This is a genomic window from Candidatus Kaelpia aquatica (assembly GCA_030765335.1).
Lineage (GTDB): Bacteria > Omnitrophota > Gorgyraeia > Kaelpiales > Kaelpiaceae > Kaelpia > Kaelpia aquatica.
Genome location: JAVCCU010000026.1, coordinates 1 through 19009, shown reverse-complemented (window position 1 = coordinate 19009; position 19009 = coordinate 1). Strand labels below are relative to the sequence as shown.

Annotated in this window: 18 protein-coding genes and 1 tRNA gene; 3 read left to right on the top strand and 16 right to left on the bottom strand. The window is 35.9% G+C overall.

Annotation, left to right across the window (positions count from 1 at the left end; all coding sequences use genetic code 11):
- Nucleotide 1: 1 nt before the first annotated feature.
- The 9 genes from murF to P9X27_04620 all read right to left on the bottom strand — a co-directional run bounded on the left by murF (nucleotide 2) and on the right by P9X27_04620 (nucleotide 8658).
- A complete protein-coding gene (gene murF, locus P9X27_04660; protein MDP8253675.1) occupies nucleotides 2-1402 on the bottom strand; it encodes a UDP-N-acetylmuramoyl-tripeptide--D-alanyl-D-alanine ligase in 1401 nt (466 codons plus the stop codon).
- Complete coding sequence (locus P9X27_04655; protein MDP8253674.1) at nucleotides 1395-2885, bottom strand: UDP-N-acetylmuramoyl-L-alanyl-D-glutamate--2,6-diaminopimelate ligase; 1491 nt, start codon at nucleotides 2883-2885, stop codon at nucleotides 1395-1397. Before P9X27_04655 ends, murF begins: the two co-directional genes overlap by 8 nt.
- The gene (locus P9X27_04650) at nucleotides 2854-4503 is read right to left on the bottom strand and encodes a penicillin-binding protein 2 (GenBank protein MDP8253673.1); all 1650 of its coding nucleotides are present in this window, start codon (nucleotides 4501-4503) and stop codon (nucleotides 2854-2856) included. Before P9X27_04650 ends, P9X27_04655 begins: the two co-directional genes overlap by 32 nt.
- A gap of 86 nt (nucleotides 4504-4589) precedes the next feature.
- The gene (locus tag P9X27_04645) at nucleotides 4590-4880 is read right to left on the bottom strand and encodes a hypothetical protein (GenBank protein MDP8253672.1); all 291 of its coding nucleotides are present in this window, start codon (nucleotides 4878-4880) and stop codon (nucleotides 4590-4592) included.
- A gap of 56 nt (nucleotides 4881-4936) precedes the next feature.
- Nucleotides 4937-5905 (bottom strand): 16S rRNA (cytosine(1402)-N(4))-methyltransferase RsmH, encoded by a 969-nt coding sequence (gene rsmH / locus P9X27_04640; GenBank protein MDP8253671.1) that lies wholly within the window; start codon nucleotides 5903-5905, stop codon nucleotides 4937-4939.
- A complete protein-coding gene (mraZ, locus tag P9X27_04635) occupies nucleotides 5902-6339 on the bottom strand; it encodes a division/cell wall cluster transcriptional repressor MraZ (GenBank protein ID MDP8253670.1) in 438 nt (145 codons plus the stop codon). The genes rsmH and mraZ overlap by 4 nt, the downstream gene beginning before the upstream one ends.
- Nucleotides 6340-6634: 295 nt before the next feature.
- The gene (gene trxA / locus P9X27_04630) at nucleotides 6635-6949 is read right to left on the bottom strand and encodes a thioredoxin (protein MDP8253669.1); all 315 of its coding nucleotides are present in this window, start codon (nucleotides 6947-6949) and stop codon (nucleotides 6635-6637) included.
- Between the two features lie 21 nt (nucleotides 6950-6970).
- Entirely contained in the window at nucleotides 6971-7897 is a 927-nt protein-coding gene (gene trxB / locus P9X27_04625; GenBank protein ID MDP8253668.1) for a thioredoxin-disulfide reductase, read from the bottom strand.
- Nucleotides 7894-8658: a thermonuclease family protein gene (locus tag P9X27_04620; GenBank protein MDP8253667.1), complete on the bottom strand. Its 765-nt coding sequence runs from the start codon at nucleotides 8656-8658 to the stop codon at nucleotides 7894-7896. Before P9X27_04620 ends, trxB begins: the two co-directional genes overlap by 4 nt.
- A gap of 106 nt (nucleotides 8659-8764) precedes the next feature.
- Here P9X27_04620 and P9X27_04615 point away from each other — a divergent pair, with 106 nt between their 5' ends.
- Entirely contained in the window at nucleotides 8765-9682 is a 918-nt protein-coding gene (locus P9X27_04615) for a Gfo/Idh/MocA family oxidoreductase (GenBank protein ID MDP8253666.1), read from the top strand.
- 1 nt (nucleotide 9683) lies between these two features.
- Nucleotides 9684-10802, top strand: coding sequence for a lipid-A-disaccharide synthase (gene lpxB / locus P9X27_04610; protein ID MDP8253665.1), 1119 nt, complete (start codon nucleotides 9684-9686; stop codon nucleotides 10800-10802).
- Here lpxB and hisF read toward each other — a convergent pair.
- Both hisF and hisH read right to left on the bottom strand, forming a co-directional pair.
- Entirely contained in the window at nucleotides 10795-11556 is a 762-nt protein-coding gene (hisF, locus tag P9X27_04605; GenBank protein MDP8253664.1) for an imidazole glycerol phosphate synthase subunit HisF, read from the bottom strand. The genes lpxB and hisF overlap by 8 nt on opposite strands.
- 1 nt (nucleotide 11557) lies before the next feature.
- Nucleotides 11558-12202 carry an imidazole glycerol phosphate synthase subunit HisH gene (hisH, locus tag P9X27_04600; GenBank protein MDP8253663.1) on the bottom strand — a complete coding sequence of 215 codons (645 nt, stop codon included), beginning with the start codon at nucleotides 12200-12202 and terminating at the stop codon, nucleotides 11558-11560.
- 66 nt (nucleotides 12203-12268) lie between these two features.
- On the opposite strand from hisH, the gene P9X27_04595 reads away from it, so the two are divergent.
- Complete coding sequence (locus P9X27_04595; GenBank protein ID MDP8253662.1) at nucleotides 12269-12763, top strand: hypothetical protein; 495 nt, start codon at nucleotides 12269-12271, stop codon at nucleotides 12761-12763.
- A 6-nt stretch (nucleotides 12764-12769) separates the two neighbouring features.
- On the opposite strand, the gene P9X27_04590 is transcribed toward P9X27_04595, so the two are convergent.
- The 5 genes from P9X27_04590 to P9X27_04570 form a co-directional block, all read right to left on the bottom strand.
- A tRNA-Thr gene (locus P9X27_04590) sits at nucleotides 12770-12842 on the bottom strand.
- Between the two features lie 1114 nt (nucleotides 12843-13956).
- Nucleotides 13957-15159 carry a hypothetical protein gene (locus tag P9X27_04585; protein MDP8253661.1) on the bottom strand — a complete coding sequence of 401 codons (1203 nt, stop codon included), beginning with the start codon at nucleotides 15157-15159 and terminating at the stop codon, nucleotides 13957-13959.
- Nucleotides 15146-16600, bottom strand: coding sequence for a hypothetical protein (locus P9X27_04580; GenBank protein ID MDP8253660.1), 1455 nt, complete (start codon nucleotides 16598-16600; stop codon nucleotides 15146-15148). Before P9X27_04580 ends, P9X27_04585 begins: the two co-directional genes overlap by 14 nt.
- Before the next feature lie 17 nt (nucleotides 16601-16617).
- Complete coding sequence (locus P9X27_04575) at nucleotides 16618-18207, bottom strand: HAMP domain-containing sensor histidine kinase (protein MDP8253659.1); 1590 nt, start codon at nucleotides 18205-18207, stop codon at nucleotides 16618-16620.
- 356 nt (nucleotides 18208-18563) lie between these two features.
- On the bottom strand, nucleotides 18564-19009 hold a 446-nt coding region (locus tag P9X27_04570), incomplete at its 5' end, for a hypothetical protein (GenBank protein ID MDP8253658.1).

Below are 19009 nucleotides of genomic sequence, written 5' to 3'. Positions count from 1 at the left end.
TTTAAACAATTCTCTCTTTGACTCTTTTAATAATATCATCAATATGCATGTCATGAGAAGCTTTAAAAAACAACATAGAACTCTCTTTAGAACTCTTGATAATTGCTGTGAGGTCTTCTACTAAACCCTGCTGGTCCAAAAGAAAAATCCGCTCCTCGGGAAAGCCTCCGCTCTTAAGTCCTTTAATAAAAAATTCTATATCAGAACCGTAACAGAAATAATAATCAATATCTAAATTAGCCGCAAAAATTCCAATCTCTAAATGTTTTTTCTCTGAGACTCTGCCTAACTCTGACATATCAGATAATACTGCAAACTTCAATCCACTATAATTTAAGCTTGAAATAAAATCTAAAGCTGCAGCTAAAGCCTGAGGGCTAGAATTATAGCTATCATCTATGATATCGACATTGAAAAACTTTTCATAGCTCATTCTACCGCTCAAGGGTTTGAATTCAGATAAAACTCTGGCGATAGAATCTAGACCTACGCCAAACTCCATCGCAATCAAGATTGCTGCAGATATATTGAAACCGTTTTTATATCCCAGCAAATTTGAGCTTAAACTAAGATTACCCCTATAATTCAACTTAAGACCATCTACATGTACCTTGTCTACCCTTAACCAGCAATCGTTATCTTCTTTAAAACCAAACGTTTTAAACCTAAGACCAGCTCCTACCCTACTATTTAAATTTTTAAAACAATTTTGATCTTTAGAATAGAGGGCAAGCGCTCCTTTTTTTAAAAATTCAAAAAGCTTTATTTTCTCGTTAAAAACATTCTCCTCATTTTTCAAAAATTCAAGATGAGTTGAAGATATATTGGTAATCAGACCATGGTCAGGCTTTAATACGTCCAGAAGCATGTCCATCTCACCCTCTCTTGAGATCCCTATTTCAAAAACTGCATAATCATAATCAATATTACAGTTGAGAATATTTAAAGAGAGTCCTAGAATATTGTTCTGATTAAGATAATTCTTGTAAGTAGAAAATTTGGAATTTAAAAATGCAGCTGTAAGCTCTTTGACTGTTGTCTTACCATTACTGCCTGTAACTGCAATTATAGGAAATCTAAACTTACTTCTTTTATATCTTGCCAGTTGATATATAAAATCATAAGAATCACTGACTTTAAAAAGAGATGACCTGCCGCTCTTCTTTAGATCGCTGATCGCGCTATCATCTTGATATATTACCCCCTGCGCCCCTTTTGAGACAGCCTCATCTATAAAGCTATGGCCATCAAAGTTCAGACCCTTAAGTGCAATAAATATTTCACCTGGCTGAATAGTTCTGCTATCAATTGAAAAACCGACAGCAGGCAAACTCTCTTTATTTATATCTAATAGAAAGGTGCTTAAACATTCTCTGATCTCTGAGCAGGGCAATTCAGACATTTGCCATTCTTTCCATAATCCTCATAGCTAAAGCTTTTTTAGCTACCTCTTTATCGTCAAAAGGAATAACCAGATTATCTACCAACTGATACTTTTCATGACCTTTGCCGGCTATAAGCACTATGTCGTTTTTCTGTGACTCATATACCGCTTTCTCTATAGCCTCTTTTCTGTCAGGGACTATACAGCAATCGGAACCTAATTGACCCAATCCTTTTTTTATATCTTCTATAATATTGAGCGGGTTCTCACTTCTGGGATTATCCGTTGTGACTATAATCTTATCTGCCAGACTAGAGGCAATACGTCCCATTTGAGACCTCTTATCCTTATACCTATCTCCGCCGCAACCAAAGACAACCCAGAGATTGTTTTTCTTTAAACTCTTGAACAACTTAAGCATCTCTTCTAATGCTTTTGGAGTATGGGCATAATCAATGAAAACCTTGACTTCAGAAGACCCAAACACTCTTTCCAGTCTCCCTCTAACACCCTTAAAAGATTCTATCGCATTGACGACCAATTCTTTATCCAATCCATACCTTATGGCCACACCAATAGCTGCTAAGATATTGTATATGTTGTGAATACCGATCATGGGGGTATTGAAACTGAATACTTCTCCAAAAATTTTAACTCTAAGAGAGGTGCCTTTAATATCCAGCTTGTGATCTAAAACTGCTATGTCTGCATCTTTTGAAAATCCATAACTCACTTTTTCTTGAGAAATATCTTCATATAACCGCCTACCGTAAGGATCATCCAAATTCATAACTCCGAAACCATCTTTTTTTAAGAGCTCTGTGAAGAGAATCTTCTTGGCCTGATAATAACCATCCATATCTTTATGGTAATCGAGGTGATCTTTATCTAAATTTGTAAATACAGCACTATCAAAACCTATCCCTTTAAGCCTACCCTGGATAAGACCATGAGAAGATGTTTCCATAAATACCGCATCTCCCGATAGATCCGCAACCTCTCTAATATACCTCCTAATGGTGATTGCATCGGGAGTTGTGTTAAAAGCAGGAATCTCTCTATTGCCAATCCTGTAACAGATAGTACCTATTAATCCAGTAGTTAATCCTGCTTTTTTAAAAATATGTTCTAAAATAAAACTTATAGTAGTTTTACCGTTTGTCCCTGTTATGCCTACCATATACAGTAAGTTTTCGGGGGTCTGGTAAAAATTAGAACTTACTTTTGCCAGAACAGCCTTTGGATCTTTAACTTCAATGAGTACAACTCTTCCGGAAAAAACAACCTCACTGAACCTGCCTTCCTCTACAAGTATAACCGAAGCCCCGCGCTCTATAGCATGATAAATAAAATCATGTCCATCTCTATTTTCACCTTTAATAGCCAAAAACATAAAATCCCTTTGAATTTTATTAGAATCGATGCTTATTCCTTTTAAATTTAAATTTTGAAAATTCCTGGATTGAAAATCAATTCCAGACAAAACTCTGCTTAACTGCATTAGAAACCCCTCTCTTGTTTTCAGAAACCGTTAAATATAACATTGCTTTTTCTGCTATGTTCTTAAACGCCGGAGCAGATACTACGCCGCCAAGATGTATAGGCTGCGGCTCATCTACTGTTACAACGATTACAATCTTAGGATCTTCAACTGGGAGAAAACCCATGAATGTAGCAACGTACCTATTCTTATGATATCCACCATCTTTTAAATTAGCCTTTTGGGCTGTACCTGTCTTACCGGCTATACTATAAAGACTGCTTTTAGCATGCCTGCCGGTACCGCTCTCAACCACTTCCTGCAATAGGAGCTGCATCTTATTTGCAGCCTCTAAGCTCAATACCCTCTCACCCTTAGATGGGGTCATGCTTTTTACTTTAAACCCATTCTCATCCCTCACCTCTTTGACTATATGAGGTTCCACGGAATAGCCTCCATTAGCTATTATGCTCATAATCTTACCAAGATGCAAACAATTAACAGCTACTTCTTGACCCATTGCAATAGATACTTGACTATAATCAGACCAATCACCAGGCTCCCTTAATATGCCCCCGGACTCCCCAGGCAAATCTACGCCTGTAGGCTCACCAACACCAAAAAGCCTTAAGTATTCATGGAATTCATATTTATCCATCTTCATCACTGATTTTGCCACCCCAATATTACTTGAATAGACTATTACAGACTTAAAATCTAAATCTCCATAAGCATGATAATCATGCAATATTCTCCTACCCATTTTATAGATTCCATTCTCACAATAAATTTTATCCTCCAATCTTAGGAGCCCTTGATCTAAGAGAGCGGCGGCTGTAATGACTTTCAAAACCGAACCAGGTTCAAAAAGATCTGAAATAGCAAAATTCCTCATATTGCTTAAATCCGCATCAGTTATCCTATTAGGGTTAAAGGCTGGAATATTTACAAGAGAGAGTATCTCTCCATTGTGAGGATCCATAATAACGATAGAAACCCTCTTGGCTTTATACTTCTCATAAACTTGCCTAGCTTCTTCCTGAGCATAATGTTGTAAAACCTGGTCTATTGTAAGTACTAATGTGTTGCCGTTCTTGGGAGGCATATAAGTCGTCGTGAACCCATTTAGAGTCAAATTTTTCCCATCACCTAAAGTAAGCCTATACCCTTCAGTTCCTTCTAGCATATCGTTATAATGGAACTCCAGTCCGGATATACCTCTATTGTCAATGTCAACTGCGCCCAGCACCTGAGAAGCAAGAGCATCATGGGGATATACTCTCTTTCTCTCAACTTTAATTCCTATTCCGCTTAAGTCAATCTCTTTAAGATACTCCCGAGCTTTATCATGTTCTAAGCCTCTCTTAAGCCACACAAACATGCGGTCTTTATTTAATCTTTCTGAAACTAACTTAAAATCCATATCAAGTACAGCTGCTATTTTGATAGCAGCCGCTTTTTTATCAGACACCCTGCTTGGATCAGCAAATATCGAATAAATGTTTCTATCCATAGCAAAAACCCTGCCGCAAGAATCAAAAATCTTGCCTCTCTCCCCTCTGACTATTAAATACCTCTCCTGTTGTTTGAGGGCTATTTGGTAAAACTGATCTCCTTTTATTAGCTGCAGATAAACCAACTTCCCGAGTATTAAAGCAAGAAGTAAAAAAAGAAAGAACCTGAGTCTTAAAATTTTTACATCGAGCAATTTAGTCTTAAAATTTTTTAGGGAATTTCACTAGCAAAAGATGTTCTACCGCCTACATTATACTCCTCTTCATCTCTACCTATTCTCTGATAAGGAATTCTAACCACCCTTACCGATTTAGCAAAACTAAAGTCAGGCTTTGAAACCAAAAGCTTCTCCTCCAGCATAGAGGGAGTCTCTAATCCCGCAATCTTACATGTAAGCTCTTCATTTGCTACCATCTCTGCTTTTAATGTACTCTGAAACCTTGCCTCCCAATAGTTCTCTTTGATTAAAGACATTCTCTGTTCTAAATATAAAAAACTCATTAAAGCCAGGATGAACACTCCAAAAATATTTTTTAGATAAAAAACATCACTCCTGTTCATAGCATAAATATTTTCAAAAATAAGTTTAGATCTGAATTTTTACATTTTTTACCTACACGCAATTTAGCGCTTCTCGACCTAGGGTTAATATCAACTTCCAGAGGAGAAGGAATCAGCGGCTTAGAAGTAAGAGACTGCAGATGCCCCTCTTTCTGAAAATCCCTAAAAGTACGTTTTATAATTCTATCCTCTAGGGAATGAAAACTTATCACTACTATCCTTCCCTCTGGAAGCAAAACATCTATCGCATCCTTAACTGCTGTAAAGATGCTCTCCAATTCTCTGTTGACCGCTATACGTAATGCTTGAAAAGTTCGCGTAGCGGGGCTTATCCTTTTATTTGTATAAGAGTGCGGCACTGCTTTTAAGATCACCCCTGAAAGCTCTTTGGTTGTCTCTATCGCTTTCTCTTTTCTAGCCAAGACGATCCCGCGCGCAATACGTTGATGATATCTCTCTTCTCCAAAATCTTTCAAAATCCTTGAAATCTCTCTTTCGGAATAGTAATTGACTATATCGTAAGCTATCAACTTGCTCCTGGTATCCATGCGCATATCTAGAAATGCATCTCTTTTAAAACTAAATCCTCTATCGCTTTCAAGCTGGTAAGAGGATATTCCTAGGTCAAATAAGACCGCATCCACCTTCTCTATATTTAGAGAACGGAGTATCTGTTTTATATTTGTAAAATTGTCATTAAAAATATAGAAACTGTCTTTAAATCGAGAAAGCTTCTCTTTAGCCAACTTCAAGCCTTCAGAGTCTCTATCTATTGCAATGAGCTTACCGCCTGGCAATATGCACTCTAATATTCTCTCTGAATGCCCACCCATACCAACAGTACAATCCACTACAACATCGCCTGCTTTAAGATTCATAAAATCTATAGATTCATTCAGCATAACAGGAATATGCTCGGCTCTGTTTTTCTCATCCATAATTACCTCTTTTAATAAAGTATTCATTCCTCAATAAGCTTTTCGGCTATATCTTCAAAATTCTTAAGTTGTGTTTCACAAAATTCATCCCACTTAGACTTAGCCCATACCTCTATCCTGCTTGAGACTCCTATGACAACAAGCTCCCTCTTAATTTCAGAATAATTCTTCAGATAAGATGGTATTAAAAATCTGCCTTGAGAATCAGGCATTACCTCAGTTGCTCCGGAGAAATATATCCTGTTAAAACTTCGAGCGTCTTTTTTCATAATAGAAAGAGCTTTAAACTTATCCTCTTGCCCTCTCCATTCATTCTCGGGGAAAAGAAAAAGGCATTTCTCCATACCGCGTGTAAGGTAAAACTTCTTGATTATCTTCTTCTTGGCTAATTGCCTGAATTTGGCCGGTAAGACCACTCTGCCCTTTTCATCCAGACTGTGTTCGTATTCTCCGTAAAACATATTCCACTTTGCTCCACTTTATACCACCGAGTGTATTCTATAAACAACATGGCGCCCTGTCAAGAGAAAATTAAAAGCTGGAAAAGAAAGTATAATACTATTCATGAGGAGACTGTTTCTGAATCAAATATTCAAAGAAAGAATAGAATAAATAATATTTTACTCTCTTTATAATAATTTTAAGCAATAGAAAAACACAGAGATAAGTCGTGTAGATAGTAAAACACCTGCCGCTTTCCAGAAAATAGCTTAACTACGCTCTTCTATCTTTTAAAAAACTCTTAAGCGGTGCTTCTTAAGCATTGGTTTCAAGAAATTTAGTTATTCCTTCTTTTGATTGAACACCTATAATCTGAGCAGTCGGCCTTCCCTCTTTAAAAAGAATTAGCGCCGGTATGCTCATAATTCCATAGTCAGTGGCTATCTGAGTATTATCATCAACATTTAGCTTTGAAAATTTAACCCTACCTTCAAAACCAACGGCCACTTCCTCAAGTATGGGACTGATCATTTTACAGGGCCCACACCAGGGAGCCCAAAAATCGACCAAAACAGGAGCAGATGATTCTAAGACTTCGCTTTTAAAGTTGTCTACATTTACTTCTTGCATATTAACCCTCCTTTAAAATGTTTAATCATAAGAGACCCCTTTTATCTTATCTAGATACTTCGAAACTTTAACCGCCGCATGAGCACCTTCTCCAGAAGCAGAGATAACCTGCTTAAGAGAACTACTCCTTACATCACCTGCAGTAAAAACCCCTTCTATCGAAGTTTTGAAACTATCTGCAGCAATTATATAACCTTCTGAATCTAATTGCAAAAACTCTTTCAAAAACTGAGTATTTGGAGTATAACCGGCAAAAATAAAAACACCGTCTAAATCTATCCTCTTACTATCTGCGGTTTTCAAATTCTTTACCTGAATAAAATTTACTTTAGAATCACCACCTATCTCCTCTATAGCACTATCTAAAACAAACTCCACATTAGTAAGAGCTAGAATCTTATCCTGAAGTACACCCACAGCTCTCAGCCTATCTCTACGATGTATTAAATATAGTTTCTCTACAAACTTGGAAAGAAATATAGCCTCCTCAATAGCAGAGTCACCCCCGCCCAATACAGCCACTCTCTTGCCTTTAAAGAAATTAGCATCACATGTAGCACAATATGAAACACCACGACCAATAAAAACATCCTCTCCTTTGATGCCCAATCTTCTAGGATACGCTCCCGTTGAGACTATAACACTCAACACCTCATAGTCAAAAAAAGAGGTCTTAACGATAAGATTATCTTTTTTTTCAATAGAGATAACTTCTTCGCTCTTTATTTCAACTGGATAATTCTGAAGCTGCTTTTTAAAAAGTTCGGCTAGCTTATATCCAGATATGCCTTCAGGAAAACCGGGATAATTCTCTATATTATCAGTCATAACAATCTGCCCGCCAGGAGATGTCTTTTCAAAACATAGAATATCCAACTTAGAACGAGTGAGATAGAGAGCCGCTGTCATACCGCTGGGACCTAAGCCAACAACCGCAACATCTCTCATCTTAAAACCTCCAATTGGTAAGGATGGTGTATCACCATCTGATAAGAACTTTTATATCTTTTAACCATGCCGGATACTCTTATAATCTCATCTTTTAAAACAACCATTTCTTCAATTTTTAAAGAAGGCAAACTCTTTTTGAATATAACAAATTTAAACTCAGAAGGCAAAAGAAAGAACAGAAGCTCCTCACTATTATAAACATCAATCACCACCCCTTCAACAGCAACTATCTCCCCGTCATATTCAGACAGATCGTTAGGCCCTATTATTTTTAAATCAGACCAGATACCCTTTCCACGCTCTTTAGCATCTTTAAAGCTCGAGGATAGTTGGTCTAGATATTTAAAATTGGGGAACCTTACATCTATGACAGCTAAGCCTTCGCTTAATAAAGCCTGATTTATAAAGTTATCTTCTGAAAAAACATATCCTAGTAACCTTCCATATCTATCCTTTTTCTCTCTGTCATACTCTATCCTGATCTTCTTGTTCTTAAGATTGTTCTTACTGAAAAGATAGGCTCTCTCACCCCATAAGCTCTCTTTCTCTCTCCACTCTCCATTTATGTTCATTTTTGTCTCCGGGGTATTTAGGCCAAGCAGTCTTACCATCTTTCCACTAGAGAGCAGAATGGTGTCTCCATCAATAACATCTTCAACAAAAGCTACCTTAGGATAATTAATCTGTTGATTAAAATATTGAAATAGAATAAAAAGAGCAAATGCTGCAATGATGGCTTTAAGATAAATATTTTTCACTTCTATAATTCTAAAATAACCACCTGCTCTAATACAAGAGAATTTAAAATTGCTAAAAAGATAAACCGATTGACCAATTCTTTATAAGTTAGTTATAATCCTTTAGATGAAAAAAATAAGAGTTGGAGTTATAGGCATAGGACATTTAGGGACATTTCACAGTAAGATTTACTCTCAGATTCCCGATGTAGAAGTAAGTTTTCTTTCAGATATTGATTTAGAAAAAGCACGTAGCCTAGCATCTGAATTAAAAGCTGAATATTCAGACGATTTTAGAGATGGGCTCTCTAAAGTAGACGCAGTAAGTATAGCCACTCCCACCTCAACGCATTACTCAATAGCAAAAGAGTTTCTAAGTAACGGGGTAGATGTGCTGGTAGAGAAGCCTATTACGATAAAGCTTAAAGATGCAGAGAGCCTGATCGCAATTGCCAAAAAAAACTCACGAATATTACAGGTTGGCCATGTAGAGAGGTTCAACAAGGCACTAACTGCAATAGAGGATATTCCGGGTGAAATTAAATTTATTGAATGCCACAGAATAGGCTCTTTCAGTAAAAGATCGACAGATGTTAGCGTTGTTCTTGATCTCATGATACATGATCTTGATATAATCCTTCAGTTTGTTTCTTCTAGAATAAAGAAAATTGAAGCAACAGGATTAAAAGTAATAACTGATCATCCCGACATAGCAAATGCCAGGATAACATTTAAAAATAAGACTGTGTGCAATATAACATCTTCCCGTGTATCCGATGATAGCTTACGCAAAATAAGAATTTTCAAAGAAAACTGCTACATATCTTTAGACTACCAGAATCAGGAAGTTAACATATACCGTAAGGTTAATGGAGAGATCAAAAAAAAACATATAGATATAGAAAAAGAGCAGCCTCTACAACTTGAACTCAGAAGCTTTGTAGATGCAGTCAAAAACAGGACTCAACCAGAAGTATCCGGAGAGGATGCAAGGTTAGCCTTAGAGACAGCTTTAAAAATAGAGCGAATAATCTCCCGCAACTAATATGAAGAAAATATTTGTTATAGCAGGTGAGCCTTCAGGGGATTTCCACGGCAATCTCCTAGTCAATGAAATAAAAGATAGAGACCCTGAGATTCAATTCTATGGATTAGGCGGAGATAAGATGCGCTCTGCTGGAGTATGCATATATTATGATTTGGCATCCAACGCAATAGTCGGTTTTTTTGATGTTATTAAGAAAATCTCTTTCTTTAAAAAACTATTCCATGAGATATTAGCCAAGATCAAAGAGGAACAACCAGAGGCTGTCATATTCATAGATTACCCAGGATTTAACCTCAAGCTTGTTAAGGAGGTCAAAAAACTCAATATAAAAACAATATACTACATCAGCCCTCAACTTTGGGCTTGGAGAGAGAAAAGAATAGATATTATAAAAAGATATGTCGATAAGATGTTTGTATTCTTTGAATTTGAGAGAGATTTTTATAAAAAATTCGGAGTTGAAGTTGAATTCATAGGCCACCCTTTTCTAGATACAATAAAATCTGAATTAACAGGAGATGCATTCTTAGAAAAATACCAACTAGATAAAAACAAAAGAAGGGTATTCCTTATGCCGGGTTCAAGAGAGAATGAGTTTAAAAAACATATGCCTGTAATAAAAAAATCTCTGGCCGAAATTTCAAAAAAATACGAATTAGACGCTCTACTACTAATCCCAGAACACTTAAAAAAATATTTAGATCAGAGTATCACTAATTCTTTTAAGATAATCACAGATAATGCCTACAATGCAATGTACCACTCTCACGTTGGAGTAGTAGCTTCAGGAACAGCAACTCTTGAAGCTGCCATTATAGGCAACCCATTCCTTGTAATATATAAAACATCATTGATTAACTATCTAATCCTTAAACCAATGATTAAAATAAAGCATGTTGGGATGGTCAATCTAATATTAAAAGAAGAGGCAATGCCCGAACTTATCCAATATAAATTCAACCACAAGAACCTAACAGAATATCTTGAAAAAATATTGTCGGATGAAGAATATTGTTCTAGCTTAAAAGAAAAACTTAACGACTTTAAAGGCAAGCTAGGAGACAAAGGAGCTGTAGCTAGAGCAACGAGCTCAATATTAGACTACATCTCTAAATAGGTCTTATTGAAATTCCATTCCTTTTGAGATATTCTTTAGCCTCTTTGATTGTACACTCACCATAATGAAATATTGAAGCTGCAAGAACAGCATCGCAGTCTGTAATATTGAAAGCTTGATAAAGATGTTCGAGCTCTCCAGCGCCCCCTGAAGCAATTACAGGAATATTGACTGCAGCCACTACTTTTTTAGTTAACTCTAAGTCATATCCATCTTTAGTCCCATCTCTATCCATACTGGTTAAAAGAATCTCACCTGCCCCCAGCTCTTCAATCTCTTTCACCCACTCTATAGCATCTAAACCAGATGATGTCCTTCCTCCAGTGATATAGACTTCCCACCTACCCTCTTCCTCTTTTTTAGCATCTATAGCCACGACTATACACTGACTACCAAACTCAACGGCTGACTCCTTAATTAAACCTGGACTTTTAACAGCCGCTGTATTAATAGAGACTTTATCAGCTCCGGCTTTAAGGAGTTCTCTAATATCATCAATACTCCTCACCCCACCTCCAACTGTTAAAGGGATAAAGACCTGCTCAGCTGTTTTTGTTATGATTTCAAGCATAGGGCCTCTATCTTCAAAAGAGGCAGCAATATCAAGAAATACTAGCTCATCCGCACCTTGAGCGTTATAAACCTTGGCCTGCTCTACTGGGTCTCCAGCATCTTTTAAATTAACAAAGTTTATGCCTTTAACAACCCGCCCACCTTTAACATCAAGACAGGGTATTATTCTTTTAGTCAGCATTTTAATCTCCTTTAACTATTTCAACAAAATTTGAAAATATAACCAATCCAGAATCTCCACTTTTCTCAGGATGAAACTGAACACCATAAATATTATCTTTATTTACAGCTGCAGCAATACTCTTTCCATAATCAACTTCTGCAATAATAATATCCTTATTATCAGGCAAAACAAAAAAAGAATGAACAAAATAGAAATAATCTCTATCTGAAATATTTTTAAATAACCTAAAATCTTTATCTGGCTTCTTACCTGTATAGCTAACATCATTCCATCCCATATGAGGGGTCTTAACTCCTCTAGAGAATCCCATAACCTTCCCAGATAAAATATCAAGCCCCTTGAAGCTTCCGTGTTCCTCGCTCTCTGTAAATAACAACTGAAGTCCTAAGCATATTCCAAGAAAAGGTATTCCTTCTTTAATCCTCCCTTTTAAAATATCTATCAAATCAAACTTCTTGATATTTTCCATCCCCTTTCCAAAAGCACCTACGCCTGGAAAGACAATGCCAGAAGCTCTAGATATAACCTCTCTATCATTGCTTACCTTAATTCCAACCCCCCGAGATTCAGAAACTCTCTCTAAAGCTTTGGATACGCTGTGTAAGTTACCCATGTTGTAATCAATCACGGTAATATATTTCATAATTTAAGATATTATATAATAAAATCTAGGTTGACAAGAATAAACAATAAATTTAATATAAAACAAATGATACGAAAACTGAACATACTGTCGATAGCATTCCTTTTAGCAATATACTTGGCTATTCTAAATTTTATAAACCTAATATCTGCTGAACAATCCAAAGTTGCTAATATTTTAGCAAGCTTGGCTAAAAATAAAATAGATATACAAAGAAATACTCATTTAATAGTAGAAGAATTCGATGATTCCAGAGTAGTAAAAATAGATTTTTGGAAATTGGACCCTGAGAGCTTAGAGCAGGGAGAACATGTAGGGACCGCATTGTTAAAACGGGGTAATTTAATAGTTAATGTTAAGGAAGAAAGCCTGCGTAACATTTTAAACTCACCTTATACTCCTATTGGAGAGCTCAGCGAAGAAGGTACAGCTAGAGACTGGAAGATAGAATATCAACCCGGCTCAGTATCTCACCTTAAATCTATCGCTCAAGAAGCTTGGCGATGGAACTATTTATCTAAGACAGAGGTTCCCTCTCTATATAAAGACCTATCTAAATAAAAACAAAGCCGGAGAAGGGATTCGAACCCTTGGCCTGAGCTTTACGAAAGCCCTGCTCTACTGACTGAGCTACCCCGGCAAAAATCACACCTAATCTATAGCTATAAACATCTGCAAAAGACTGTAAATACGGATTATAGCACATAAAGAAACACCTGTAAGGTAAGAAAGGTACTATCTCAATGACAATTTATTTAGAAGGTTACATGCTTATAGCTCTCTTCATATTAAAACCTCCTTGTTTTATATTGCTCATTCTATCATTACAATCTCTTTCTTAAAAAAATATAAATAGAAACTATCTAAATTAAGTTAATAAACAATAATTAACTGATGACAAATTACTTTAAGTAAGTATTTTATATAGAATAAGCTGATAGAGAGAATAGAAACTAAACTTCTAGCAGCAGTATTAAACGGCAATAGCATGCGTCCCTGGATAAGAAAAGGTGATACTTTATTTATTCAACCTGTAGGTTGGCAAAATATTAGACCAGGCAATATAGTAGTATATAAAAATCAAAAAGGTAGTTGGATAGCACGTAGGGTTATACGGAAAAATAAAAACGCTCTTCTGATCAAGACTGACGCTTACCTACATTATAAAATCAACGAAACAATACCCAAAAATGAAATTATAGGTCGTGTAGAATTTGTTAAAAAGAGCAACGGAGAGATATTAAACATGTACAAAACACAATTCGTTTATTATATAATTAGATATGTTGTGCCAATATGGTGACTCGCATATCTCTGCTTAAGACATAAAAATCCCTATCTAATCTTAACAAAAACAATATCGAAAATAAAAACCTACATTTAAAATCTAAAATCTAAAAATAAAAAATGCCGAGACCCAGAATCGTTCTCTAATATTTTGTAAGTGGTTATGCTACTATAGGGTTTGAACATCTTCGGCTTCATTTTGTGACGTTAGCGTGACGTTAGTATCTTATCTTAGGAATAAAACTTACTTTAAAATACTCGTCTCTAATAATGTTTTCGGGCGAGCGACGGAATTTGAACCCGCGACAACTTGAGCCACAGTCAAGTGCATGTCTGGATTATTTAAATTAATTAGTTGTTAGTGTTTGATTATCAACAAGTTAGGAGAGTTATATTCTGATTGGTAATTTTTGCAGTGCCATTGTGCCCTTTTTGTGTCCCTTGGAAACCACTTTGACTTGTGAAAGTTAAGGAACGAAAGGAGTATGGGGTTGTGATAAAACCATCTCACTTAAATCAACTACCATAGCTCCAGAAAGAAGATGTAGATCCATCGAGCCGTTTGTTGTAACTCGAAAAGGATTCTGCTGAACACAATATCTTTCTAATTTAATACGAAATTCAGAAGGATTTCCAATTATTCCACCGCCATAATTTATTCCTAAATCGATATTATAACCTATGCCTTCCAAATCAGTATCTTCGTATATCTCATTTTTGAAGGTTTCTAGATATCCCGATTGAAAAAAACCTCGTATTTCATCAAAAGAATCAACATTCCATTTTCCGCCATTAGCTACTATTTCAATATTTCTCTCTATGTATATTATTAGTTTATCAATAACTTCTTTTGCATCATCTCTCATAAGAATAGTTTGTCCAACCTCATCGTTGAATGGTAATCTTTTTAACTCCTCAACTAAGAAAGTAAGGAGTGCACCATTGGGCTCTTGTAATAAATAATATCCCTCCATCCCTGGTATTATTGGTTCAACATTGCTTAACACCTGCAAGGCTGTTTTAGGGAAATCGGAATCATGAGGCAAGCCTACCTTATCTTGTGAAGAAAGATTAAAAATTAAGCTAGAAACTATTTTTGGTTTTCCATTCCAATGCCTATATGCCCATTCACGAAATAGAAGTATCTTTTTTTTAGCTAACAAAGCTTCCTCTTCAAAAAATGAATCAGCAGCTAAAATTTCTGGCATTGATTCTAATGTATCATCATAGCTATTAATCCTACCTATGGTTCTTCCTAATAAATGCTCCCGAAAATAAAGGCCCTCAAGCTGTGTCAATGTTTGGCCTATATATTGATGTACAAAATGATCCGGATTAAGGTCATTGTATTCTTCTAAAAGTTCTTGGATTGTCATTTTAGAAATCCTTACGCAATACTCAATTTCATCTAACTTTAAACTCGGCCCCCATTCAGAATGTAGAACCCAAGTCTTAGGATTTTGAACTTCTTTAAAGAATCTATGCTGGAGTGAATCTGGCTCATAATTAGACATAACATAGTCGTACATTCCTGAATACCACTGTACTACCTCAGTTATTTCAGCTACTCGTCCCTCTTGAGGAGTAATAATCCTCCTCGCATCTGCAGGATTGGATAAGAGCAGGCTAATTGCTGCTAAAATTAAAATTGGTAATTTAATTAATTTCATATCTTTCCATTAAATAAACTATAACTGTATCTAAAACTTTATTTATATAATCAATCTCTTCTTGTGTTGTAAATGTTCTGGGGTCTTCGGGAGATAAATCTTCATGAGCAGAGAAATTCCATTCTTTATTTTTAAACTCTCTAACGAGAGCTTCCATTTCATCGCCAACAATAATACCTTCTCTTAGTGCTCTCTGTAGTCTAAGAGATATACCAATAATGACTCGTCCTCTGGCCTTATGCTTTGCATCAGAAGGAAGAAATTCATCTACAAGAACATCGTCATAAGCCTTTATACTTCTAAACTCTGATAAAGTATGCTTAGGAAGATTTCCTGATAACGTCGCTTCGTATCTTATAGCTAAGCTTGGAAGGACTTCTGCCTCGCCATCTCTTACATTACCAAGTAATTCTATTATGTTTTGTGCCCATGAGAGACTATATCCATAACCCATGGCATTGTTTACTTGTTCAAGATAGGTAACAACTTTTTCTAATACCTCATTCATATAAGTTATTTCATCTAGAGTAGTCCACTTTCTTCTGTCAATTTTCGGAAGTTTTTTACCGGCATTAAATTTACGAGCTTTAAATTCATCTACAAGCTTTTGTATCCTTTCGCCTGCAAGAACTCCTTCTTTAAGTGCAAGTCCCAGTTCAAAACGAAGAATCGCTATAAAACTTGTTCTTGCTTTAAAATCCAACTCTGGAGTATTTGATTGAATTAACTCACTTGGACGTTCATCGCTAGCACTTTTCCGAAATCTAAATCTATCTAGCCAGTACTCATGCCGTGCGCCAGAAAGAATTGATGCATATATTGTTCTTTCAAAAGAGTTAGCTTTAATCTGGTCCTCATTTCCCTGAGCAATATGTTGCTCCATCTGCCTATCTAATTCAATGATAGCGTGCATAAATCCACAGGCCTCCTCTATGCTATATCCATAACTCGTGGCACTGTTTATCTGTTCAAGGTAGATAATGACTTCATCTAACAGAGAGTCTACGTATTCTATATCTTCCTTGGTAGTCCGCTCTCCTCTGTCGAAACCCCACTCTCGCTCGTCGAATTCATTAATTTTTTGGATAAGAACATCTCTTTTTATAATTTCTTCATTAACAGCTCTGTCTAATATACCTAAGACTGCTTGGAAATAATTAATTCTAACTTTATATCCATAATTAAATGAAGAAAGAATTGGTGTTGGCATATCTTCAATGTATTCGTATCGTAAATGTCTAAACATCGCTATGTAATAACCAACCTTATCACCTTTTGCTTTTAATCTCTGTGCCTCTTGGTAAAGCGGCATACTATGCGCCCAATCATGGCTTAAGTTAATTATTTTTACTGTCCCTATCCTCCTCGCATCTGCAGGATAAGAAAATAAAATAGTCCCCACTATAAATAAAATAATCATCTTAACAAGCGTATTTTTCATAATGCCTCTTAAAAATCTTACGGACTACTTACTATTGGAAGTCTGATAACTACGCAAGTGCCTTCGTTTAACTCTGATACAATAGTCATAAATCCATGTAAATTCGACGCAATAATATTGTATGCTAAATCAAGACCTACCCCTGTTCCTTCTATCTCACCAACATTACCAGCTCTAAAACCTCTATGCTCAACCTTATAAATATCTTCCTTGGGTATTCCGATACCTGTATCTCCGACGATAATTTCCAAATAATCACAAGTAGGAGTTCCTGATAATCCTACTATATCACCGATTTCACCATGCTCTTGAGTTACTGCTACTCTTACAGCACCTTGAGGAGTGTATTTTATAGCATTCTCTATAAGAGTATCGACTATAAAAGCTATTTGATTTAGATCGCAATTTATAATCGCATCCTCAACACCAATTGCAATTTTATAATCAAGCCCTTTCTGCTCTACTTGACCTCTAAAATATTCAATTCTTTCTTTAAGCACTGGCGTAATATCTTGGGGTGAAAAATCTATCCCCATTTTGACTAAATCAATATAAGTATTGAGATCATTAAACGCTTGGTATGATTCAGGGCTTTCTAAATTTGCAAAAACACGCAATATATTTAAAAAATGCTCTTCATGTTCAGCGTTATCTAAACCTCCATTCCGCATTCCCTCCAAATATTTTGGCAAATAATCAATTGTTGCATTAAGCTTAAAGTTTAACTCATCCACACCACCCCTATGTTTTACCATTGTGCTCTGTAAGCAGAAACCAGCCCACTCTTTAAACAATGCACTGCGTATCTGACGAAAAACATCTAGTCTCTCTCTTATTAACGCTTCTAGTCTTTGTGAATCTTGATCGCTAAATTCACCTCCTTGATTTATTCCAGCTTCAGTTCTACCAACAATTAAATATTGGATAAAATCTTCAAACACCAACTTTTTTGCGTCTAAAGTTAAATGCCCTTGATAATGAGCTCCTGAATGTATGCCCAGCGATTGAAGTACTTCCTGGCCTTTTAAAGCTTTGCTTTCTAAGTCTGTACTATCCATAGTTGAGCCTTTTTCTAGAGAACGAAAATAATAGCCTATGTCTTCTAATCCCTCAATAAATTGAGCGTGTTCTAAATCGGACAACCCTAAGGAAAACGTAACATTAAAACTAAAGTCTCCACCAAATCCAATCATAATTTTATCAGTCTCCATCTCATGAGCAATATCTTGTAAAAATTCATCAACCATTTGACGTAACGGATCTGCTTCAAAACCAATATACCCACTTAAAGCATTTATCCTGTTTATTGCATCCTTAATGGTTTTATTTGCTTCCTGAATATCACTCCAGACTTTTTCTTCAAAAGCATCAAGCCCTTCAGTTTCATAAATTAAAAGACCCTCTCTTGTAGTTTCAATCAAGCGTGGAAAATTATCCCGAATAGTTACTATGCTACCCAACAACACTTGCTGTGCTTCAGAAACTGATAATCTCTGAACAGAGGATTTTAAAGTATCCTTTTTTATCCGTCGTGCCTGAGCAGGACAAGAAAACAAAACAACCCCCATTATGAATAAAATAATCCCCTTGGTCTTTAGGTTTACCATATTTTGTACCAATTCCCCTCTTTATAAAGTATGCCATATATATAGTAATAGTCAAATTGAGAGGGTTAATTAAGATTAAAGGGAGAGCCTTCTCGCCACAGTCAAGTGTATGTCTGGATTATTTAAATTAATGCGTTGCTAGTGCTTGAATAGCAATGGTTTATAAGCAGTAGATTTTAAGTGGTAATTTTTGCAATGCCATTGTGGTTATTTTGTGGCTGTTTGAAACCACCTTACACCCAGAATTGGTGTCCAAATTGTGTCGGGCAATAGAGGGTAATACTCGGAATTGAGGCAAATAGAAGTGGGTCGATAATTGCTTTATTTTAAAGATGAGCTAAAACACAGATTAAAACTTATATCTCCTTATCCATCTCTTCAAGATGAGCAGTTTCAAATATTTGAATCATTTCTCTACGTAATCCAATATCAATTCCAAATAAATTTTCAACCAAAACTTTTATCTGTGTAAAAAGTGACGCGACATCTTTTACAAACACTAAATTTCCATTGGAAGTTTTAACTTGAGCATTTTCAAAATCTATTATCCTAACTTCACGAGCATCTGAATTAACAATAATATTAAACTCACCCCAGTCACTATAATCAAATCCATTTTTCTCTAATACAGCAGTTAAATATCCTAACTCTGCAAATAGCCAGCTATAATTATCCCTAGAAACAATCCAATCTTCGTGAAGAACTAAATCTGATAATTCTGTTCCTTCAAAGTGACTAGAAACTACATATCCCAGAGGAATATAACAGCTTTCCGGTGCAATACCCAGCTCGCTTGCTCTTT

Bases quoted from the DNA above. Each gene is read 5' to 3' on its own strand.
- P9X27_04585 (MDP8253661.1), bottom strand. From the start codon at position 15,159: ATGAAATTAATTAAATTACCAATTTTAATTTTAGCAGCAATTAGCCTG.
- P9X27_04615 (MDP8253666.1), top strand. From the start codon at position 8,765: ATGAAAAAAATAAGAGTTGGAGTTATAGGCATAGGACATTTAGGGACA.
- rsmH (MDP8253671.1), bottom strand. From the start codon at position 5,905: ATGAATACTTTATTAAAAGAGGTAATTATGGATGAGAAAAACAGAGCC.
- P9X27_04580 (MDP8253660.1), bottom strand. From the start codon at position 16,600: ATGAAAAATACGCTTGTTAAGATGATTATTTTATTTATAGTGGGGACT.
- hisH (MDP8253663.1), bottom strand. From the start codon at position 12,202: ATGAAATATATTACCGTGATTGATTACAACATGGGTAACTTACACAGC.
- lpxB (MDP8253665.1), top strand. From the start codon at position 9,684: ATGAAGAAAATATTTGTTATAGCAGGTGAGCCTTCAGGGGATTTCCAC.
- mraZ (MDP8253670.1), bottom strand. From the start codon at position 6,339: ATGTTTTACGGAGAATACGAACACAGTCTGGATGAAAAGGGCAGAGTG.
- murF (MDP8253675.1), bottom strand. From the start codon at position 1,402: ATGTCTGAATTGCCCTGCTCAGAGATCAGAGAATGTTTAAGCACCTTT.
- P9X27_04645 (MDP8253672.1), bottom strand. From the start codon at position 4,880: ATGAGTTTTTTATATTTAGAACAGAGAATGTCTTTAATCAAAGAGAAC.
- P9X27_04655 (MDP8253674.1), bottom strand. From the start codon at position 2,885: ATGCAGTTAAGCAGAGTTTTGTCTGGAATTGATTTTCAATCCAGGAAT.
- trxA (MDP8253669.1), bottom strand. From the start codon at position 6,949: ATGCAAGAAGTAAATGTAGACAACTTTAAAAGCGAAGTCTTAGAATCA.
- P9X27_04595 (MDP8253662.1), top strand. From the start codon at position 12,269: ATGATACGAAAACTGAACATACTGTCGATAGCATTCCTTTTAGCAATA.
- P9X27_04575 (MDP8253659.1), bottom strand. From the start codon at position 18,207: ATGGTAAACCTAAAGACCAAGGGGATTATTTTATTCATAATGGGGGTT.
- hisF (MDP8253664.1), bottom strand. From the start codon at position 11,556: ATGCTGACTAAAAGAATAATACCCTGTCTTGATGTTAAAGGTGGGCGG.
- trxB (MDP8253668.1), bottom strand. From the start codon at position 7,897: ATGAGAGATGTTGCGGTTGTTGGCTTAGGTCCCAGCGGTATGACAGCG.